Annotated in this window: 3 protein-coding genes; 1 reads left to right on the forward strand and 2 read right to left on the reverse strand. The window is 43.4% G+C overall.

Going from position 1 to position 19,611, the window contains the following annotated elements; translation table 11 throughout:
• Positions 1-126 precede the first annotated feature (126 nt).
• On the reverse strand, positions 127-1,353 hold the full coding sequence (gene dapE / locus J8L98_RS10250) for a succinyl-diaminopimelate desuccinylase (protein ID WP_210996330.1): 1,227 nt from the start codon (positions 1,351-1,353) through the stop codon (positions 127-129).
• A 294-nt stretch (positions 1,354-1,647) separates the two neighbouring features.
• On the opposite strand from dapE, the gene J8L98_RS10255 reads away from it, so the two are divergent.
• On the forward strand, positions 1,648-2,883 hold the full coding sequence (locus J8L98_RS10255; RefSeq protein WP_210996331.1) for a lysine N(6)-hydroxylase/L-ornithine N(5)-oxygenase family protein: 1,236 nt from the start codon (positions 1,648-1,650) through the stop codon (positions 2,881-2,883).
• Positions 2,884-3,135: 252 nt separating this feature from the next.
• Here the strand turns inward: J8L98_RS10255 and J8L98_RS10260 are convergent, their stop codons facing one another.
• Positions 3,136-19,458 (reverse strand): non-ribosomal peptide synthase/polyketide synthase, encoded by a 16,323-nt coding sequence (locus J8L98_RS10260; protein WP_210996332.1) that lies wholly within the window; start codon positions 19,456-19,458, stop codon positions 3,136-3,138.
• Positions 19,459-19,611: the final 153 nt, after the last annotated feature.

Below are 19,611 nucleotides of genomic sequence, written 5' to 3' on the forward strand. Positions count from 1 at the left end.
CATACTCAAGGAGGCCGTAGCCTCCTTATCTTTTAACTCATAATCTGAGCAACTCTCTTTACAAAAGCCCTGCTTGGAATACCAAATAAGGCGTGAATAAAACTCTACCAAATACGTAAATTTCACTCACAGTATCAACGCTTCATCAATAGATTCAAACTGTATATTAGCGCGCATATCGCTCACACAAAATGCTGCAATCATGTGTTTGTAAATTAATGCTAAATCGCCAATATCGCTTAAAGATGCAGATTCATTAACTTGATGAATGTTTTCATTACGCAGCCCGAATTCAATGACTTCAGTTCGTTCTGAGGCGATAAATCGACCATCCGATGTGCCGCCATCTGTGGTCAATATCGGACGAATACCCACTGTGTTTTCAATCGCCAAGTTCAATGTATCAACAAATTTATTTGCTTCATTAAAGTAGGGGGCACAAGGACGCTGCCATTCTATTTCACAGCGGATCTCATCTGAATTTAATGTGTCACTTATGAGCTTTTTCAACGACTGCTCTGTGTGTCGACTACTGTATCTAATATTGAAGCAAATATCTGTGGTTCCAGGGACTGTGTTATCGACAAACTCTCCGCTATTTAACTGCGTGATTTGTAAACTTGTGCCGGGCATTGTTACTGTCCCACTGTCCCACTGTAACGCGACTAAACGGCGACTTAATACAATGGCACCATGGGCGGCATTTTGGCAATTATGAGGATACGCAACATGGCCTTGTTGACCAAATACACGCACATGACCTGACAGCGAACCTCGTCGACCGATTTTCACCGTATCCCCTAAACGGGCTTTACTCGATGGCTCACCAACTAAGCAATAGTCCGGCAAATGCTCATCCCCTAACGCATTAAGTGTGTCCATAATAGAGGCCGTACCATGCTCTGCCTCCCCTTCTTCATCACAGGTAATTAGTAACATGAGAGTCCCCGTATCACAGCGAGTCAATAGAGATTCTACCGCGGCAATAAAACACGCAATACCGCCTTTCATATCTGCAACCCCACGCCCATACACACGCTCTGAAATGATTTCTGCAGCGAAGGGAGGACTGGTCCACAACTCTAGAGGACCTGCTGGCACAACATCTAAATGCCCTGCAAAAGCAAAGGTTTTACCTGCCCCAAAAGATTTTGACGCAATGAGGTTTCTAATCCCCTGTCGTGTTACTTCTTTGCACGTGAATCCCAGCTGTTCTAAATATCTACATATATAGTCAAAACTGCCAGCGTCATCTGGTGTAATGGACGGGAATCGAACTAAGTTTTGCGTAAGTTCAATGGCTTTTTCTTTGAGTGACACATCATTTAACTCAGTATCTCGCACGCTTGTCATAATTATTTCGCTAATCACTAGTAAAGAGTTTAAAGCACACAAGTCACTTGATAATTTGCATGGCTTTATTTGCTTAGATCCTCTAGACGAAGCAACAGAGCATAAAGTTAGCGATCGCAGACTTGATTACTGCATTTCTATATAACCAATCTGTCGTACATACCTGTACTCGCCCGTTACTTGCAATAAACCACAAAGAAACTAAGGAAAACCTAAATAATTATCATAAGCCTTCGTCTCAGGATGAATACTAATCGTTAAAGCGCCACACATACGCGCTCTGTTGAGGCAAACATGAAATTATACGACGTTATCGGGATAGGATTTGGCCCTGCTAATTTAGCTTTAGCCATTGCGTTACAAGAGCAAGGTAAACTCACCGACAAGGTTTGCTTCATTGAGAAACAACCCAATTTCTTATGGCATGGTGGGATGTTACTTGATGATACGACAATGCAAATTTCTTACCTGAAAGATCTTGTTACCCAAAGGAACCCAACCAGTCACTTTAGCTTCGTCAACTACTTGCATCATCACAACAGACTAGACAGTTATATTAACTTAAAAACATTTTATCCATCTCGATTAGAGTTCAATAGTTACTTAAGCTGGGCCGCATCACACTTCAATGAACATTGCCATTACGATGAGCAAGTCGTTGAGATTACGCCTGTAGTGGAGCAAAATCATGTTGAATATCTTGCAATAACAACGAGAAATAAAGAAGGTTTAGAGCACACTCGTCATGCTAAAAATATCATTTTAAGCCCTGGTGGTAATGCAAAGGTCCCTGAGGTATTTAGTGATGCCTTTACACATGAGAATGTGTGGCATTCTTCTCAATACTTGATGAATAAACATAAAATTAAAGCAGGTGATAAGGTCGCCGTTATTGGTGCGGGTCAAAGTGCCGCTGAAATATTTGTCGATGTGCAAAATATTTTGCATCAACCAAAAGTTGACCTTATCTTCCGCGCTGGCGCTATGAAGCCTGCTGACTCAAGTCCCTTTGTCAATGAAATCTTTGACCCACGCTACACCGATTTAATGTATCAAAACACACCTGAGCAACGCAGTGCGTTTTTAACTGAATTCAGAAATACCAATTATGCGGTTGTCGATGAGCCATTATTAGATGACATATACGGTCGCTTATACACACAAAGGCTAAAAAACGAAACCCGTTTTTCCCTCAAAAATAATACCCATATTGACGCAGCGACTCTCTCTGGGGATCAGATCTGTTTAACCCTTCGTCACGGCCAGCACAATAGTCAGCTTGAAAAGTATGACCACATGATACTTGCAACAGGCTATCATTATTCCTCGCGCCCACCTTTATTAGAGTCAGTAACTCAATGGTTGGAAAATGACATTGCCCGAGACTATCAATTACGGACTGTCGATACCTTTAAACCGAAAATATTTACGCAAGGAATTAATGAAGCGACACATGGGATCAGCGATTCTCTTTTATCGATCTTAGCGATTCGCTCTGCTGAAATTGCGGATGCACTCAATCTAAGCTAACAACATCTCAACAGTAACCCGATCGTCAGTATTGGGTTACTTAACCGCTCTCACTTCACCCGTCACTCTTTTCCTTATTGTACATCTTGATATAGTGCGCCTTTTCGGCCCTGTAATATTTATGGTCATTGATACCACTTTCAACACCTTCTAGTCATTGCTTGCGAAGGGTAAAAAGAGGACAATAAAAAGTGCCGCTTTCTATAAGAAAGCGGCACTTTTTACCCAGCTATTTTTGATAGTAATGTACGCCTATAAAAATTTTTCCATCGCTTGTTCAATACCATCCAATACTTCAGAACTCATTACTATGCCTTGGTGATCATACTCCAACCTCGTTTCAGGGAGAGATTGGCCCAACCCACAGTAATAATTGGCAGTGCTCTCTGTGGATGTGTCACTCGACCACCAACAGTGCATGCCTGCAGAGTTCACCACTTTGTAATTCATCGGTCGACGTGAGATAGTGTACAAATGATATGCAACTTGAATTAACGTTACCAATTCTGTCACAGGTAAATTAATAACCTCTTCGCTAAAGCTCTCTTTATACTGCATCAATAAGTCAACCAATGGCATAACCGCTTCAGTATTCGTTGCAATATAAGTTTCGACAACAGCTTCAACCTCATCTTCTCGTGCAATAACATGTTGCATAACCCACTTTGAGATCCACTGGTGCCACATTAAGATCTCGCTGTTTTGATACTCAAATGGATTCCAACTGTCGATAAGTTGCACCATTGAAACTGTATGGCCCAAATCTGAAAGTGTATTTGCTACCAATAAAGCGATGGGAGCCCCCATTGACCAACCGGCTAAATAATAAGGCCCTGATTGCTGATACCGTAAAATTTCACTCGCGTAGTGATTTGCCAACTGTTGCAGATCTGATTGCATATCAAAAGCATCATCAGGTGCAATACCAATACAATTTACTCGCCCTTCTAAACGCTGAGCCAGTGGTCGGTAAGCTATGGTGAGTCCACTTCCTTCATGTAAGCAAAAAAGATTTGGCCCCGTCGCAACAACTGAATTCAAACTATGTACACTGGGGATCGCATCACTCAATAACGCGTTTACTAATGAGCTCAGATCTGGCGCTTGCCACAATAATCTAATATTGAATGGTAGGTGATGACGCTGCTGCCATTGACTGGTCACCTTTAATCCATTAATTGAATCCCCGCCCAGCGCAAAGAAGTTATCAAAACGTCCTACTTGCTCAACACCTAACACCTCACGCCAAATTTCAGCCAGTAATGTTTCAAGCTCCCCTTCTGGCGCAACATAAGCTTTCTCGCTTTCTAATTGCGCCTTTGGTAACGCTTTTCTATCTATCTTACCGTTACTATTCGTTGGCAACTCCGCCAGTGCCATCAACACACTGGGTACCATATAATCTGGTAATTGCTGTGCTAGCGTCGCTTTTAGGGCAACCACATCTAATAAGCCTTCGTCATGCCCTGATACATACCCCACTAAACGCTTGCCCGACGGCGTATCATCCGCTATGACAACCGCTTCATTCACCCCCGCTGATTTACGTAATAACGACTCTATCTCACCTAGCTCTATGCGGAAACCTCGGATTTTCACCTGATGGTCAGTACGACCTAAATATTCCATTTGATTATCCGCATTCCAGCGCACCAAATCTCCGGTGCGATATAAGCGTGAGCCATCTTCTTTAAACGGGTCCGCCACAAAGCGCTCCGCGGTTAAATCGGGACGATTCAAATACCCTCTTGCTAACCCGACCTCTTCCGCCATGTATAACTCACCTATCATACCCGGCAGTACTAGATTCAATTGGTCATCCAATATCCATGCTTGACGTTGTCCTAACACCTCACCTATCGGCGCATACACGCTGTCAAAGCTGCTTCCTGGTAACGCTTTCCACGTCAGCGGCGTTACCACTGTCTCTGTTGGACCGTAGCCATTAATAAAGAATGCCGGTTTTAAAACCCGTTGGGCTAGTTCAAAAGACGCTTGTGGCATCGCATCTCCACCAAAGCAATACACTCGAACCGGTGGAGGATTACCTATTTGTTCAACATACGCAGCCAACTCTCGTAAAAATACCGGTGGGAATACCACCACACTCACGCGCTGTGCGTGCATGTTTTCATACGTCTCTTGTAAGTCCCACTGCTTTTCTGGCCTAATGACCACTGTACCGCCATGTGTCACGGCTGATAACCACCGTTCATGTGCCCCATCAAAACAGAATGACATGAATATCAGCTCTCTGTCTGACGCGCTTAAACCATAACGACGCCCTATTGAACGACAGTGCATACCAATCGACCCCCGGCTTACCAACACCCCTTTCGGATTGCCCGTCGAGCCCGAGGTATAAATAACATACGCCCCTTGTGCTGGGTACACCGTTTCCATTTGCCAACTATCATTGAGCGTTATCTCTGGCAAACAATGTAACTGCGCCTCTCCTGCCAATTCAGCAATGCGGTTATCTGACACCAGTATATGCTGCATCTGACTGTCTTTTATCATGTAGGCTAAGCGTTGCTCTGGATAGCTCAAGTCCATTGGCACATACACCGCTCCCGCCTTTAATATCGCCAAAAAGGCCACTGGTAAGTCGCGGCTACGCTCTAGTGCAACCCCCACTTTTTGCTCTGCAACCACCCCTTGCTCACGCAAGTAATACGCCAGTTGCGATGACTTATCATACAGCTCTTTAAACGTATAACTGAGACCATCACATGCAACGGCTTCTGCATCCGGTGTCTGCTCAGCCAGCTGGTTTAATGTTGAAACAACATCTTGATATTGCTCAGCTCGTAAAGTCGGTGCTGCACCATTGGGAATATATATCGGAGTTTCTGTGCCCGATATATACGGCACAAACTCATCTCCAAATCCTTGTGTGCGTAACGACTCTGCTTGAGCTGGCGTGACAAGTGATAGCGCTGATAATAATTGGTTTTGGTTAGATACCATTGCTAAAATCAAAGACTCCAACTGCTTTGAAAGCATGTTTGCACTTACCGTACTTACTTTGTCATGTTGATACGTCAATGTGATTTTCAATAATGCTTCGATTTCAACCCCGAGAGATACCGGATAGTTGGTTTCCTCAGCTGAATTAACAACATCGAATGCAGTGTCTTTTCCTTCTCCATTTTGGAGTGTCTCAGAGACCGGGTAGTTTTCAAATACCATTAAGGTATCGAATAAACCTTCTATATTCAGATCTAAACGTTCCCCTGCTTGCTTCTGAATATCATAAAGCGGCGTAAACTCAAATTCTCTCGAACGAACACTCGCGGTTTGAATTGACTGTAACCAAGTACTTAACGACTGTGCCGGATCTATTTCAGCAATCACAGGAATGGTATTGATAAACATCCCCAAGCATGCACCACTACCAGCCATATCGGTTGGCCTACCTGAGGTGGTTGCACCAAAGCATACTGTATCCCGATTTAAGTATCGCGACAGCAGTAATGCCCATGCACCTTGAATAACGGTATTTATTGTCACATGATTTTGCTTTGCAAACGCTGTTAAGCTGACAGTTTGTGTTTCATCAAAATGAATATACTGCTTACCATACTGCCTAAACTCAGAATCCCCATTTAATACCGAAGTCAGGTAACTTGGGCCAGTCAGTCGATTTGTTTCATGCTGCCAATAAGCTAGGTTAGTAGAAGCATCTTGCTCTTTTAGGTAAGTAATATAGTCTTTATATTGCACTGTATCTTTCGGTAGACTCATTCCTTCGTATGCTTGTAGTATCTCCCCCATCATGACAGATGTACTCCAACCATCTGTTAATAAATGGTGACTTGTCCATATTAAATAATGCTCTGTCGCTCCTGTATGTATCAGTGTTAACCGCGTTAAGCCTGGATCGTTAATGAAATCAAACCCTCGCTCTCGATCCGCTTGTGCTTGTGTGATGAAGGCTGCCTTATCTAACTTGCTATTTTGCCAATCCAGTTCCTGCCAAGATTGAGCTGTTTCTTTTGCAACAAACTGCAAATTAAAGTTATCAGTACACACAAAGCCGGTTCGCAATACATCATGACGCGCGATCACTGATTGCCAAGCCTGTTTAAAGCGCGCTACATCTAGCCCTTTCACCTCAAAACAGGTTTGATTTATATACGCACTGCTTTGTTCAAACATACTGTGAAATAACATGCCTTCTTGCATGGGTGACAATGGATACAGATCATCCACATTACTCAGATTAAGTGGTAACGTATCTAATTGTGTTTGCGATAATTTAGTTAGTGGCACATCTGATGGGGTTAATGTGCCTTGTGCCGTTTGGCAATGCTCTACAACCTGCTGTAATGCAGCCTCAAAATGTGCGGCAAACTGTGCCACATCTTCATTATTCAAACGCGCTTGTGAGAAGCTTATCTCAAAAGACAGTGCCCCATTTAATACTTGCCCATTAATCGCCAACTCACTATTCAAAGCGATATTGTCACTCGTTGCTTTCCCAGAGCTTTCAGATGCTAAACGCCAAACCGAGGTACTATCGTGCACTGCGCTATTGTCGAATTGCCCCAAATAGTTGAATTCAATTTGACTGAGTGAGCTCTGCTGTAACTGCGCTTGTTCTTCATCTGTACCATTAAACTTAAATGCACTATACCCTATCCCCTTGTTTGGAATAGCCCGTAAGTTTTCTTTATTGGTAATGATTGTGTGTGCCAACGAAGGCATACGCTGCAATACAATTGGATAGAGTGTTGTAAACCAACCCACAGTCCGGCTTAAATCTACGCCTTGCTCCCATGGCTCTCGCCCATGACCTTCCAAGTTGATAGACACTTCAGATTGGCCTAACCATTGATACAAAGCTTCACTTAATGCGCTCAGTAACAAGTCATTTATCTGTGTACGATATACTTTTGGTGCATCATGTAATAATGACTCAGTACACACTTTATCTAAATTGACACTGACTGCTGCACGATGCAATGCAAGTGCACTGCCCTGCGCATTTAAGGTAGGTAATTGTAATGGCTGAGTGACTTGCTCAGACCAATACGCAAACTCGTCTTTAAATTGACTCGGGTACTCACGTACACGGTCAGCCCAGTATTGGTAGCTGTGACTTTTTAACGCCAATGTAAGGCTTTTACCTTCAATAGCTTGCTCATATGCAACGGCTAAATCATCTAATAAAACCCGCCAAGATACACCATCAACAACCAAATGATGAATAACGAATAACAGCCTATATGTGCCATCATTCACTCGCATTTGCACGACTCTCATCATTGAGCCATGGGTAATATCTAAACTTTCTTGAGCCTGTTGTGCTAATTGCTCTATATCGGCCACATCAACATCATGTAACCACATATTTTGCTCAACAAAATCCTCTCGATACTCTGTATACTCTTGACTCCATCCCCCCATTTCATCTTGATAGTATCGCATTCGCAACGCATCATGACTTTCAACCAACTGGCTTATCGCCGCATTAAGTGCAACATCATCTAGCGCTTGGTCACTGTGCAGCATTACAGCTTGGTTCCAATGAGAGCGATCGACCATCTCATTTTTAAAGAAGCTGGATTGAATCGGCAGTAACTCTACTTCCCCAAAAACACTTTGCTCAATTAAATCTTCATCTTCCATAACAATCAAACAGTTAACTAGGCGCGCTATGCTTTGCTGCTCGAACACTTGTTTAGGGGTTACCAAGTACCCAGCCTGACGAAGTTTTGCAATTATTTGTAAGCTGACTATGGAGTCCCCACCTAATTCAAAGAAATTGTCATGACGACCCACTTGTTCAACACCCAGGATTGAGCGCCAAATAGCGGCTAACATAATCTCTAGTTCACCCTCGGGGGCAACAAAATCAAGCTCCGCGGCTCGGTCCACTTTAGGTAAGGCACTTCGATTAACTTTCCCGTTATTAGTTAAAGGAAAGCTTGCTAGTGTGACAAATATATCGGGGATCATGTAACTCGGTAAATTATTCCGCAATATCTCTTTTAATGCGTCATACTCGATGTCATCATCAGCCACAATATAAGCAACTAATTGTGTCCCATTTTCGGTTTCATCTGCGACGACAATGGCTTCATTTACGGTTGGGATATTACATAAATTGGCTTCTATCTCACCCAATTCAATTCTAAAACCTCGCACTTTCACTTGATGGTCTGTGCGTCCTAAATACTCAAGCTCTCCATCAAAGCTCCAGCGCACCAAATCTCCCGTTCGATATAAACGCGCACCATCGTCGCTAAAGGGGTTTGCTATAAACCTTTCTGAGGTCAAAGCACCTTGGTTTAAGTAGCCACGTGCAAGCCCTTCTCCGGCGATATATAATTCACCTGGCACACCTATTGGCATCAGGGTTAACGCATCACTTAATACGTAAAGCTGAGTATTTTCAATTGCATCTGTGATAGGGATCACATCCCAGCGCTCATTAGTCTCATTATCAATGTTAAATACTGAGCATCCAACGACAGTTTCTGTCGGTCCATATTCATTAATGATCTGTGCATTAGGGAACAAGGCTTTCAATTGAGCAACCGTTGAGCTCAATAGCTTGTCTCCCCCTACGACAAAGCAATGTGCTTGCTCATTTGTCGTGAGTAAATCACTGGCAAGCATCGCATCGATATGGGCAGGGGTTATTTTATATAACGTCGCATCATTACTTTGTTGTAAATGCGCAATTAAATTACTGAGCTCCTCGTCCCCTGATGCCAGCAATGTCACTGTTTTACCGCTATATAACGGCACTAACAAGCTCGTTACTGTGGCATCAAAAGAGAGTGTTGAACTCACTAAACTCGATGATACATTTGGTAAATAGGCTGCCTGCGCATAGGATAAATAGTTAGATAGCCCTTGATGCGTTACCGCAACGCCTTTAGGCTGCCCAGTAGAACCTGAGGTATAAATCACATATGCTAAGTTATCTTTTGACATGTGCGGATAGTGGTGAGGCTCATCCGACGAATAAACGATATCCTGTAACTCGTGTACTCCAGACAATTGTGCTAACTCAGTAAAGTTAGCTGCTGAACCATCAGTAAGAATAAGCTTTAAAGTACTGCTGCTAACAATATATTTAACACGATCATTCGGCAAATTAGGGTCAATAGGCACATATGCTGCACCCGCCTGATGGATAGCGAGTAAACTCACAACCATATCGATATTACGATTAAAAATCACCCCAACTTGGTCTTCTACAAGCACATCATTCGCCTGCAAATAAGCGCATAGCCGACTCACTTTTAGTGCCAGCTGCGCATAAGTAATAGACTCTTCTTCATCCCTCAAAGCAATCTGATTCGGTGTATTCACACTATGGTATTCGATGCTTTCATGTAATAACATTTTAGACTTATTGCATTCATTACCACGGCCAAAGGCAATAAGATGACCAACCGTGTGCTCTAATAGTAGCTCGACACTACTCACAGTTTGCTCTGGACGTAATGCAATATCTGTGAGTATCGACATAAAGCCATCAAGAAGCTCTTGAACTCGGTTGTCACTATAAAGTTCAATAGCGTAATTTAAGTATAACGTCACTTCGCCTTCAGTATCTTCAATCGCTTCAAGTAACAATTCAAATTGTGCACTATTGGTCGGTAACTTTGCTTCACTAATCGTCAATTCAGGTAATTGTGACAACAAGTTATCTTCTTGACGCTGATAATTTAGCATCACTTGAAACAACGGAGAGCGGTTTAAATTACGCTCTAATTCAAGCCCATCAACCAGCTTTTCAAAAGGGAGGTCTTGATTCGCCTGAGCCCCTTGTAAACTTTCCGTAATAACATTCACGACTTGTCCCAGTGCCATATCTGCTGATAACACACTGCGGATCACTTGCGTATTGACAAAAAAGCCAACAATGCTCTGACTTTCAATATGCTGCCTATTCGCTATAGGCATACCAACTCGAATATCTGATTGACCAGAGTAACGATGAAGCAAGACATGCCACGCACTCATAAGCAAAGCAAATAAAGTACTGCCTTGGTCTTTGGCGTAATGACTTAATTGTGCTTTCAATGCCTTTGGAATAGCGTGAATAGCAATACCATTACTATATTCTTGTTGATCACTTTGCAAATCGGCAGGTAATTCCAGAACTGGGTGAGAATCACCTAAGTTTGCTTTCCAATATGCCAACTGTCGTGCATCTTCTCCTTCTTCCAGCCACTGTTTTTGCCACTGAGCATAGTCGCTGTATCGTGGTTGCAATTCGACTGCCAGTGAATCCCCTTTTAACGCCGCTGAGTAACCAGCTACAAAATCGGCAATAATCAAATTTAACGACCAACCATCAGACACAATATGATGCATTACCACAATCAACTCATGCTTATCTTGCGCATGCGTAATTAAGCCAACGCGTAACAATTTATCTGTCGTTAAATCAAACGGCTTTTTCACTAAATCAGACTTAAATGTATCTGACTCTACATTTTTAGTAGAACCATCTAAACGTTGAATATTTGCTTTCACACCTTGTTCGACTACTTGTGTCACACTGGCATCTTGATGCTCAACAAACCTTGTACGCAATGCATCGTGTTTCTCAAGAACATAGTCAAATGCCGTTTGCAGTGCAGTAAAGTCCAGTGTGCCTTCTAAGATCAAACCACCGGTAATGTGGTAAGCATCACTGTCGGGTGCTAACTTCCACAAGAACCATTGACGCTCTTGCGCATAAGATAACGTTTGCTGTGCACGCTCAGCCCTAAGTAAAGGCGATATAGTGTTCTCGCCCGAACTCAGGCTTTGTAGTGCAAGTGAGTATAAGTCAGTACTGGTGAAAATATCCTGCACACTCAATGTAATATCATGACTTTTTGCTAATGCAATTAAGCGTAAGCTGTTAATTGAATCCCCACCTAGCGCAAAGAAATTATCAAAACGTCCTACTTGCTCAACACCTAACACCTCACGCCAAATTTCAGCCAGTAATGTTTCAAGCTCCCCTTCTGGCGCAACATAAGCTTTCTCGCTTTCTAATTGTGCCTTTGGTAACGCTTTTCTATCTATCTTACCGTTACTATTCGTTGGCAACTCCGCCAGTGCCATCAACACACTGGGCACCATATAATCTGGTAATTGCTGTGCTAGCGTCGCTTTTAGGGCAACCACATCTAATAAGCCTTCGTCATGCCCTGATACATACCCCACTAAACGCTTGCCCGACGGCGTATCATCCGCTATGACAACCGCTTCATTCACCCCCGCTGATTTACGTAATAACGACTCTATCTCACCTAGCTCTATGCGGAAACCTCGGATTTTCACCTGATGGTCAGTACGACCTAAATATTCCATTTGATTATCCGCATTCCAGCGCACCAAATCTCCGGTGCGATATAAGCGTGAGCCATCTTCTTTAAACGGGTCCGCCACAAAGCGCTCCGCGGTTAAATCGGGACGATTCAAATACCCTCTTGCTAACCCGACCTCTTCCGCCATGTATAACTCACCTATCATACCCGGCAGTACTAGATTCAATTGGTCATCCAATATCCATGCTTGACGTTGTCCTAACACCTCACCTATCGGCGCATACACGCTGTCAAAGCTGCTTCCTGGTAACGCTTTCCACGTCAGCGGCGTTACCACTGTCTCTGTTGGACCGTAGCCATTAATAAAGAATGCCGGTTTTAAAACCCGTTGGGCTAGTTCAAAAGACGCTTGTGGCATCGCATCTCCACCAAAGCAATACACTCGAACCGGTGGAGGATTACCTATTTGTTCAACATACGCAGCCAACTCTCGTAAAAATACCGGTGGGAATACCACCACACTCACGCGCTGTGCGTGCATGTTTTCATACGTCTCTTGTAAGTCCCACTGCTTTTCTGGCCTAATGACCACTGTACCGCCATGTGTCACGGCTGATAACCACCGTTCATGTGCCCCATCAAAACAGAATGACATGAATATCAGCTCTCTGTCTGACGCGCTTAAACCATAACGACGCCCTATTGAACGACAGTGCATACCAATCGACCCCCGGCTTACCAACACCCCTTTCGGATTGCCCGTCGAGCCCGAGGTATAAATAACATACGCCCCTTGTGCTGGGTACACCGTTTCCATTTGCCAACTATCATTGAGCGTTATCTCTGGCAAACAATGTAACTGCGCCTCTCCTGCCAATTCAGCAATGCGGTTATCTGACACCAGTATATGCTGCATCTGACTGTCTTTTATCATGTAGGCTAAGCGTTGCTCTGGATAGCTCAAGTCCATTGGCACATACACCGCTCCCGCCTTTAATATCGCCAAAAAGGCCACTGGTAAGTCGCGGCTACGCTCTAGTGCAACCCCCACTTTTTGCTCTGCAACCACCCCTTGCTCACGCAAGTAATACGCCAGTTGCGATGACTTATCATACAGCTCTTTAAACGTATAACTGAGACCATCACATGCAACGGCTTCTGCATCCGGTGTCTGCTCAGCCAGCTGGTTTAATGTTGAAACAACATCTTGATATTGCTCAGCTCGTAAAGTCGGTGCTGCACCATTGGGAATATATATCGGAGTTTCTGTGCCCGATATATACGGGACAAACTCATCTCCAAAGCCTTGTGTGCGTAACGACTCTGCTTGAGCTGGCGTGACAAGTGATAGCGCTGATAATAATTGAGTGTTATTCGCTATGAACGCTAGAAGCAGCCCTTTTAGCTGCTTAGCAATTGTTTCAACCCCTGCTGCTGATATTTTCCAGCCTTGATAGGTAAACGTTATGCTTAAGCTAGAATCAACTAAAACGCCAAGGGTGAGTGGATAGGTTGTTTCTTCGCGCGCTGCGAGTACTGAAAACTGAGTGTCTTGTTCATCGCGGGTTTGTACAGCTTTTGATATTGGATAGTTTTCAAACACCATTAAGGTATCAAACAAACCTTCTTTATTTAGCTCTAAATACTGCCCAGCTTGCTTCTGAATATCGTAAAGTGGAGTGAATTCATGTTCTCGAGCTTGTAAATTATCGTTTTGTAAAGCTTGTAACCATGCAGAAACAGTCATAGCAGGATCAACAGTAGCAACAACAGGAACTGTATTAATAAACATCCCCTGACTTGATTCAGAAGCAAATAAATCAGTGGGCCTACCCGAAGTCGTTGCACCAAAACATACACTGGCGCGATTTAAATAACGGCTCAGTAAGAACGACCAGCTACCTTGGATCAACGTATTCAGTGTGACTCGGTTCTGTTGACTAAACTCAATTAGTTTCTGTGTTTGCGGCTCGTCAAATTCAATAGCATATGCATTATATTCCCCATCCGTATGCTCATCACCAATGACCGATGTAAGGTAGCTTGGCTCTGATAGGCGGGCTGTTTCTTTCGCCCAGAAAGCAAGATTACTCACCTGATCTTGCTTCATTAAGTAAGCAATATACTGTTCGTATTGACCTTGTGCGACAGGGAGTGTCTTACCTTCATACGCCTGTAGTACCTCACCCATCATGGCTGAGCTACTCCATCCGTCGGTAAGCAAATGATGCGTAGTCCATATGAAATGGTATTTCTGAGCCGCTAATTTCACCAACGTTAAACGTGTTAAACCTGGATCATTAGTTAAATCGAATCCAGCTTTACTGTCTGACTGCGCTTGCTGAGTTAACAGCTGAGGGAGTTCATGTTCGTCGTAAGATTGCCAATCTAATTCATGCCACTGCGCTATAAGGCTACGCATTACATACTGCAATGTTTGTTGTCGCTCGGTCAAAAAACCGGTTCTCAATGCATCATGGCGTGACACGACTTGCTGCCAAGCATGCTTAAAGCGCTCCACATCTAAATTTTCGATTTCTAAGCAAGTTTGGTTTATGTAAGCTTCACCTTCATCATAAAGGCTATGAAACAACATCCCCTCTTGCATGGGTGACAATGGATATAACGTCTGTAATTGACTGAGTTCAATTGGGAGCTCGTCAAGTTCTGCTTGACTCATTTTCGCCAGTGGAGCATCTGATGGCGTGAGTGTAGGTCTTGCTTGTTGGCAATGCTCAACCACGGCACACAAAGACTGATATAATTTATCAGCAAATACCTGAACATCATGATGTAATAAGCGGGCCGTTGAAAAACTAATATCAAACTGCAATTGACCCGCAAATACTTTGCCATTTATCACTAACTCTGTCTGTTGAGGATACTTAGGGCTAAAAGAAGCGCCTACGGATTCATCAGCCAATGTTAATGACAGTCCTTGCTCCGTTTTTTCAAATGTATTATCGGTTTGACCTAAATAGTTAAACTCGATTTGACCCATCGGTTGCTGTTGCAGTTCCGCTTGCTCCTGTGGGTTTCCGTAATATTTAAAGGCCCCATAGCCTATGCCTTTATTTGGCACCGAGCGTAACTGCTCCTTCGTGTTTTTAATGGTATCTGATAGCGCTTTTGCTCGAGTAAGAGAAACAGGAAACAAAGACGTATACCAACCAACAGAACGACTTAAATCTGAAGTATCTTCCCATGTCTCTCGACCGTGCCCTTCTAAGTTAACACATATGTGTGTGTCTTCGGTCCACCCATAAACTGCCTCACTCAGCGCACTCAATAATAACTCATTAATTTGAGTTCGATATGCGTGTGATGAATTTTGCAAGAGTGCTTGCGTTGTGGCCTGCTCCAATACCACACTGATTACGCCACTCTCAGACATAGCCTGACTACCTTGCGCATTTAAATTAGGCAATTGTAAAGGCGTTACTGAGTGTGATTGCCAATATGAGAATTCGTCCTCAAAAAGCTGAGGATACTGACTAATTTGCTCTGCCCAATATTGATAGCTATGGCTTTTCAGCCCCAATGCTATCTCTTCATTGCGCTGAGCTGCCTCATAGGCTGTCATAAAATCATTAATTAATGTACGCCAAGACACGCCATCTACCGCCAAATGATGTATAACAATTAAGAGTCTCGCACTGCCATCATCAAGCTGCATATTCACAAACCGTGCTATCGGCCCAGACTCAATATCGAGGCTGCGCTGCGCCTCTTCTGCTAATGCCGTGACATCTTTTTCTTGTACCGAACGCGACCAGTAGCTACTTTCAAGCAACAACTCATCAAAAGCACTATAGTCCTGCTGCCATTGGTCACTCTCAGAGCGCGTATATCGTAAACGTAATGCGTCATGATAAAGCAATATTGCAGAGACCGCATTTTGCAATGCTGGTTCATTAAAATGCTGTTCAGAACGCAGCATAATTGCCTGATTCCAGTGATTATACTCAATCATTGGTTTAGCAAAAAACTCTGCTTGGATGGGTAATAACTTAGCAGTCCCTGTGACCATCTGTTCCGGAATTGATAACACATCAAGCGCTTCCAATTGCAAGGCTAAACGCGCAATATCTTGCTGCTCAAACATTTGCTTCGGCGTTACTACATAACCTACTTGGCGGACTTTAGCGACAATCTGCAGACTGATGATCGAGTCGCCTCCCAGCTCAAAAAAATTATCTAATCGCCCGACCTTATCAACACCTAATGTCTCCTGCCAAATATTGGCCAACATTGCTTCGTTATCCGATTGTGGTGCTTGATAGATTTGTGAACTCGTTAATGATGCTTGTGGCAACGCATTTCGATCTATTTTTCCGTTGCTGTTTAACGGCAGCGCTGGTAACACCATCAATAGACTTGGTACCATGTAATCTGGTAACGCTTCAGCCAATTGGTTTTGTATTTGCTCTGAGTCAAGTTCAATACTTTCTGCAGCAGAGACATAAGCGACCAAACGCTGGCCTGAAGGGCCTTTATCGGCAATAACAACCGCTTCATTCACTTCATCAATCGCATGCAAACACGCTTCAATTTCCCCCAGTTCGATACGGAAGCCGCGAATTTTTACTTGATGGTCAGTTCTGCCTAAGTACTCAAGTTGCCCTTGCGCATTCCAATGCACCAAATCACCAGTACGATACAACCGCTCACCATCGTTAGAAAACGGATTAGCTATAAAACGTTCGGCTGTTAGGTCTGCACGATGTAAATAGCCTCGAGCCAAGCCAATACCGCCAATATACAATTCGCCGGCAACTCCGATAGGGCTCAATCGTAATCCGCTATCTAATACAAGTAACTTTATACCATCAATCGGACTCCCGATTGGCACTGACACATTGGCATCTCCATGACATGTGAAATGACTCACATCAACCGCGGCTTCTGTCGGGCCGTATAGATTATAAATCTCAGTATTTGGTAATAGCTGTAGCGCCTTTGCCTGCACTTCGCTGGGTAACGCTTCACCACTGCACAAAATGCGCTTAATACTACTCGCGCTGCTAACACCTTCGTGATTAATAAACGCTTGAAGCATTGAGGGTACAAAGTGCACAGTCGTAACACGCTCTTTGGTAATGACTTCAAGTAACCGTGAGCTATCTTTGTGCGCTTCAGGCTGTGCTACAACCAATTTAGCCCCATACATCAGCGGCCAGAAAAACTCCCATACAGACACATCAAAGCCAAATGGGGTTTTTTGTAATACCACATCATCTACTGATAAGGGATACGCCGACTGCTGCCAAGCAATTCGGTTGTAAATTGCTTCATGCGTGTTTCCCACACCTTTTGGGTTACCGGTGGAACCTGATGTGTAAATCACGTAAGCCAATTGGGTAGCATGCGTAACTAAATTAGGTACGCTCGACTCATATTGATCTAACTCCAGTGTATCAACTGGCACCATTGGCGCTATCTCTGCAAGTTGAGACAACGACTTGTGCGAGTCGTCTGTGAGGAACAATGCTAAAGCACTACTTTGCGCTATGTAATCAATGCGCTCTAATGGTAAAGTAGGGTCAATCGGCACATAAGCAGCCCCAGCTTTTAACACAGCCAATAAGCTAACGACCATACCCACGCTTCGTTCGAATACCACCCCCACTTTATCTTCTGCACAAACACCTTTAGCTAATAAACAATGTGCCAAGCGATTAGCACGAATATCAAGCTGTTCATAAGTCACCGTTTCGTCCTTAAAACTAACAGCTATCCTTGTAGGGGTTTTTTGACTTTGGTCATGTATGATTTGCTGCACAGGTGTGATGAAGCTATGAGGTGAACTTCCCGCATTCCAAACAGCCAGTCTCTGAAGATCTTTTTCTGCAAGTAAAGGTAAGTGGGCCATAGGCACATTAATGTGCTCTAATACTTCAGTCAAAACCATGTGGAATGTATTCAAGCACTGGGTTGCAAATTCAGGGGCATATAACTCATTTGCGTACATCAAATTTAACGTTGTTTCTTGACCCACTTCTTCAATGACATCTAGCTGTAAATCAAACGGCATACCAAAGCGGTAAAACTCAAAGTCCAGTAGTGCTACACCACCCAGTTGCTGCAAACTCTTTTTGTTGCGACGCAAATAATTAAACATCACTTGAAAAATAGGGTGAACACCCGTTTGACGCTCAGGCTTTAATGCTTTAAGCAAATGCTCAAATGGTAAATCCTGATTACCCTGCCCTATTTTTGACACATGTGACGCTTGTTCAAGTAACGAACTAAAGCTCTCATGATGTTCAATGGTGAGCGGGTAAGCTTGGGTATTAACGAAAAAGCCAACAAGATTAAATGTTTCACTGAGATGACGATTCGCAACCGGTACCCCAACTTGAATACGCGTTGCATTAGCAAAACGAGATAAGAGCACTTGCCAAGCAGTCAGTAACACCAGATAAGGCGTCACATTGTTTGCTTTAGCGAGCATAGATACTTTATGCCATACTGGTTCATCTAAAACTTGGATCTGGGTCTTAACACTATATTGCCCAGAGTGACGCGCTTGATTATTAGCAGGTAGGCGTAGCGGCTCATCGGCTTGCAATAACTTCTGCCAAACCTCTAACTGTTTCGCATATAAGTCTTGTTGGTCTTGCTTGTTTAACCATTTTGCAAAGCCCAGATAACCCACTTTTTCAACCGTTTCACTCGACGCTTTCCCTTCACTCAATGCAACGTAAATAGCGACGAATTCATCCAGCAGCTGCTGCATTGAAGTACCATCAGCAATAATATGGTGTAACGTGACCACCAAACTACTATCATTACCTTGGTTGACCACACCCACTCGCAACAATGGTCCTTCAACCAAGTCAAAGGGCTGGACAACTATTTGCCTTAACTGTGCATCTCGTTGCGCTAAATCAACCGCGGTTGTTTCAAAAAAAGTGAAGGTTTGATCACCACCATCGATTTGCCAAACATCTTGTAAATCACCCTCTACAAATTTAATCCGCAAAGCATCATGTCGCTGACAAAGCTGTTCAAACGCACTGTTTACGCGATGAGTATCAAGTAAGCCTTCAAAATGTAATGCCCCACCCAAGTTATATGTGACATTGTCAGGGTCTAATTTCCAAGCATACCAAAGAATTTTTTGAGCAGGCGTTAAAGGAACTAATTCTCCATCCGCGATATGCTCTGAAATATGTGTGCCGACGCCAGAGTTTGCACCGCTGATCATTTGTTGTAACTTATTTTTATCAGCTTCCGATAAAGAAGAAAGTTGTCTGTTTTTTCTGGTACGTCTTTGCCGTGACATTCTGGCTCCACTCAACATAAATTGGTTCAAATTTAATATGTGAGCTAGACGAATAGAAACCTGAAAAATCAAGCATTGCAGTGCTTTATTTTATTGATGAGTAAGACAAAAGCAATGTGAGTTGGCGCGCAAGATGTACGCTGTGGTTATTTG

It is taken from the genome of Pseudoalteromonas sp. MMG013, from assembly GCF_018100885.1.
GTDB lineage: Bacteria > Pseudomonadota > Gammaproteobacteria > Enterobacterales > Alteromonadaceae > Pseudoalteromonas > Pseudoalteromonas aurantia.

What these genes read in the sequence shown, in the direction of transcription:
- J8L98_RS10255 (WP_210996331.1), top strand. Translation starts at nt 1,648, where the DNA reads ATGAAATTATACGACGTTATCGGGATAGGATTTGGCCCTGCTAATTTA.
- J8L98_RS10260 (WP_210996332.1), bottom strand. Translation starts at nt 19,458, where the DNA reads ATGTCACGGCAAAGACGTACCAGAAAAAACAGACAACTTTCTTCTTTA.
- dapE (WP_210996330.1), bottom strand. Translation starts at nt 1,353, where the DNA reads ATGACAAGCGTGCGAGATACTGAGTTAAATGATGTGTCACTCAAAGAA.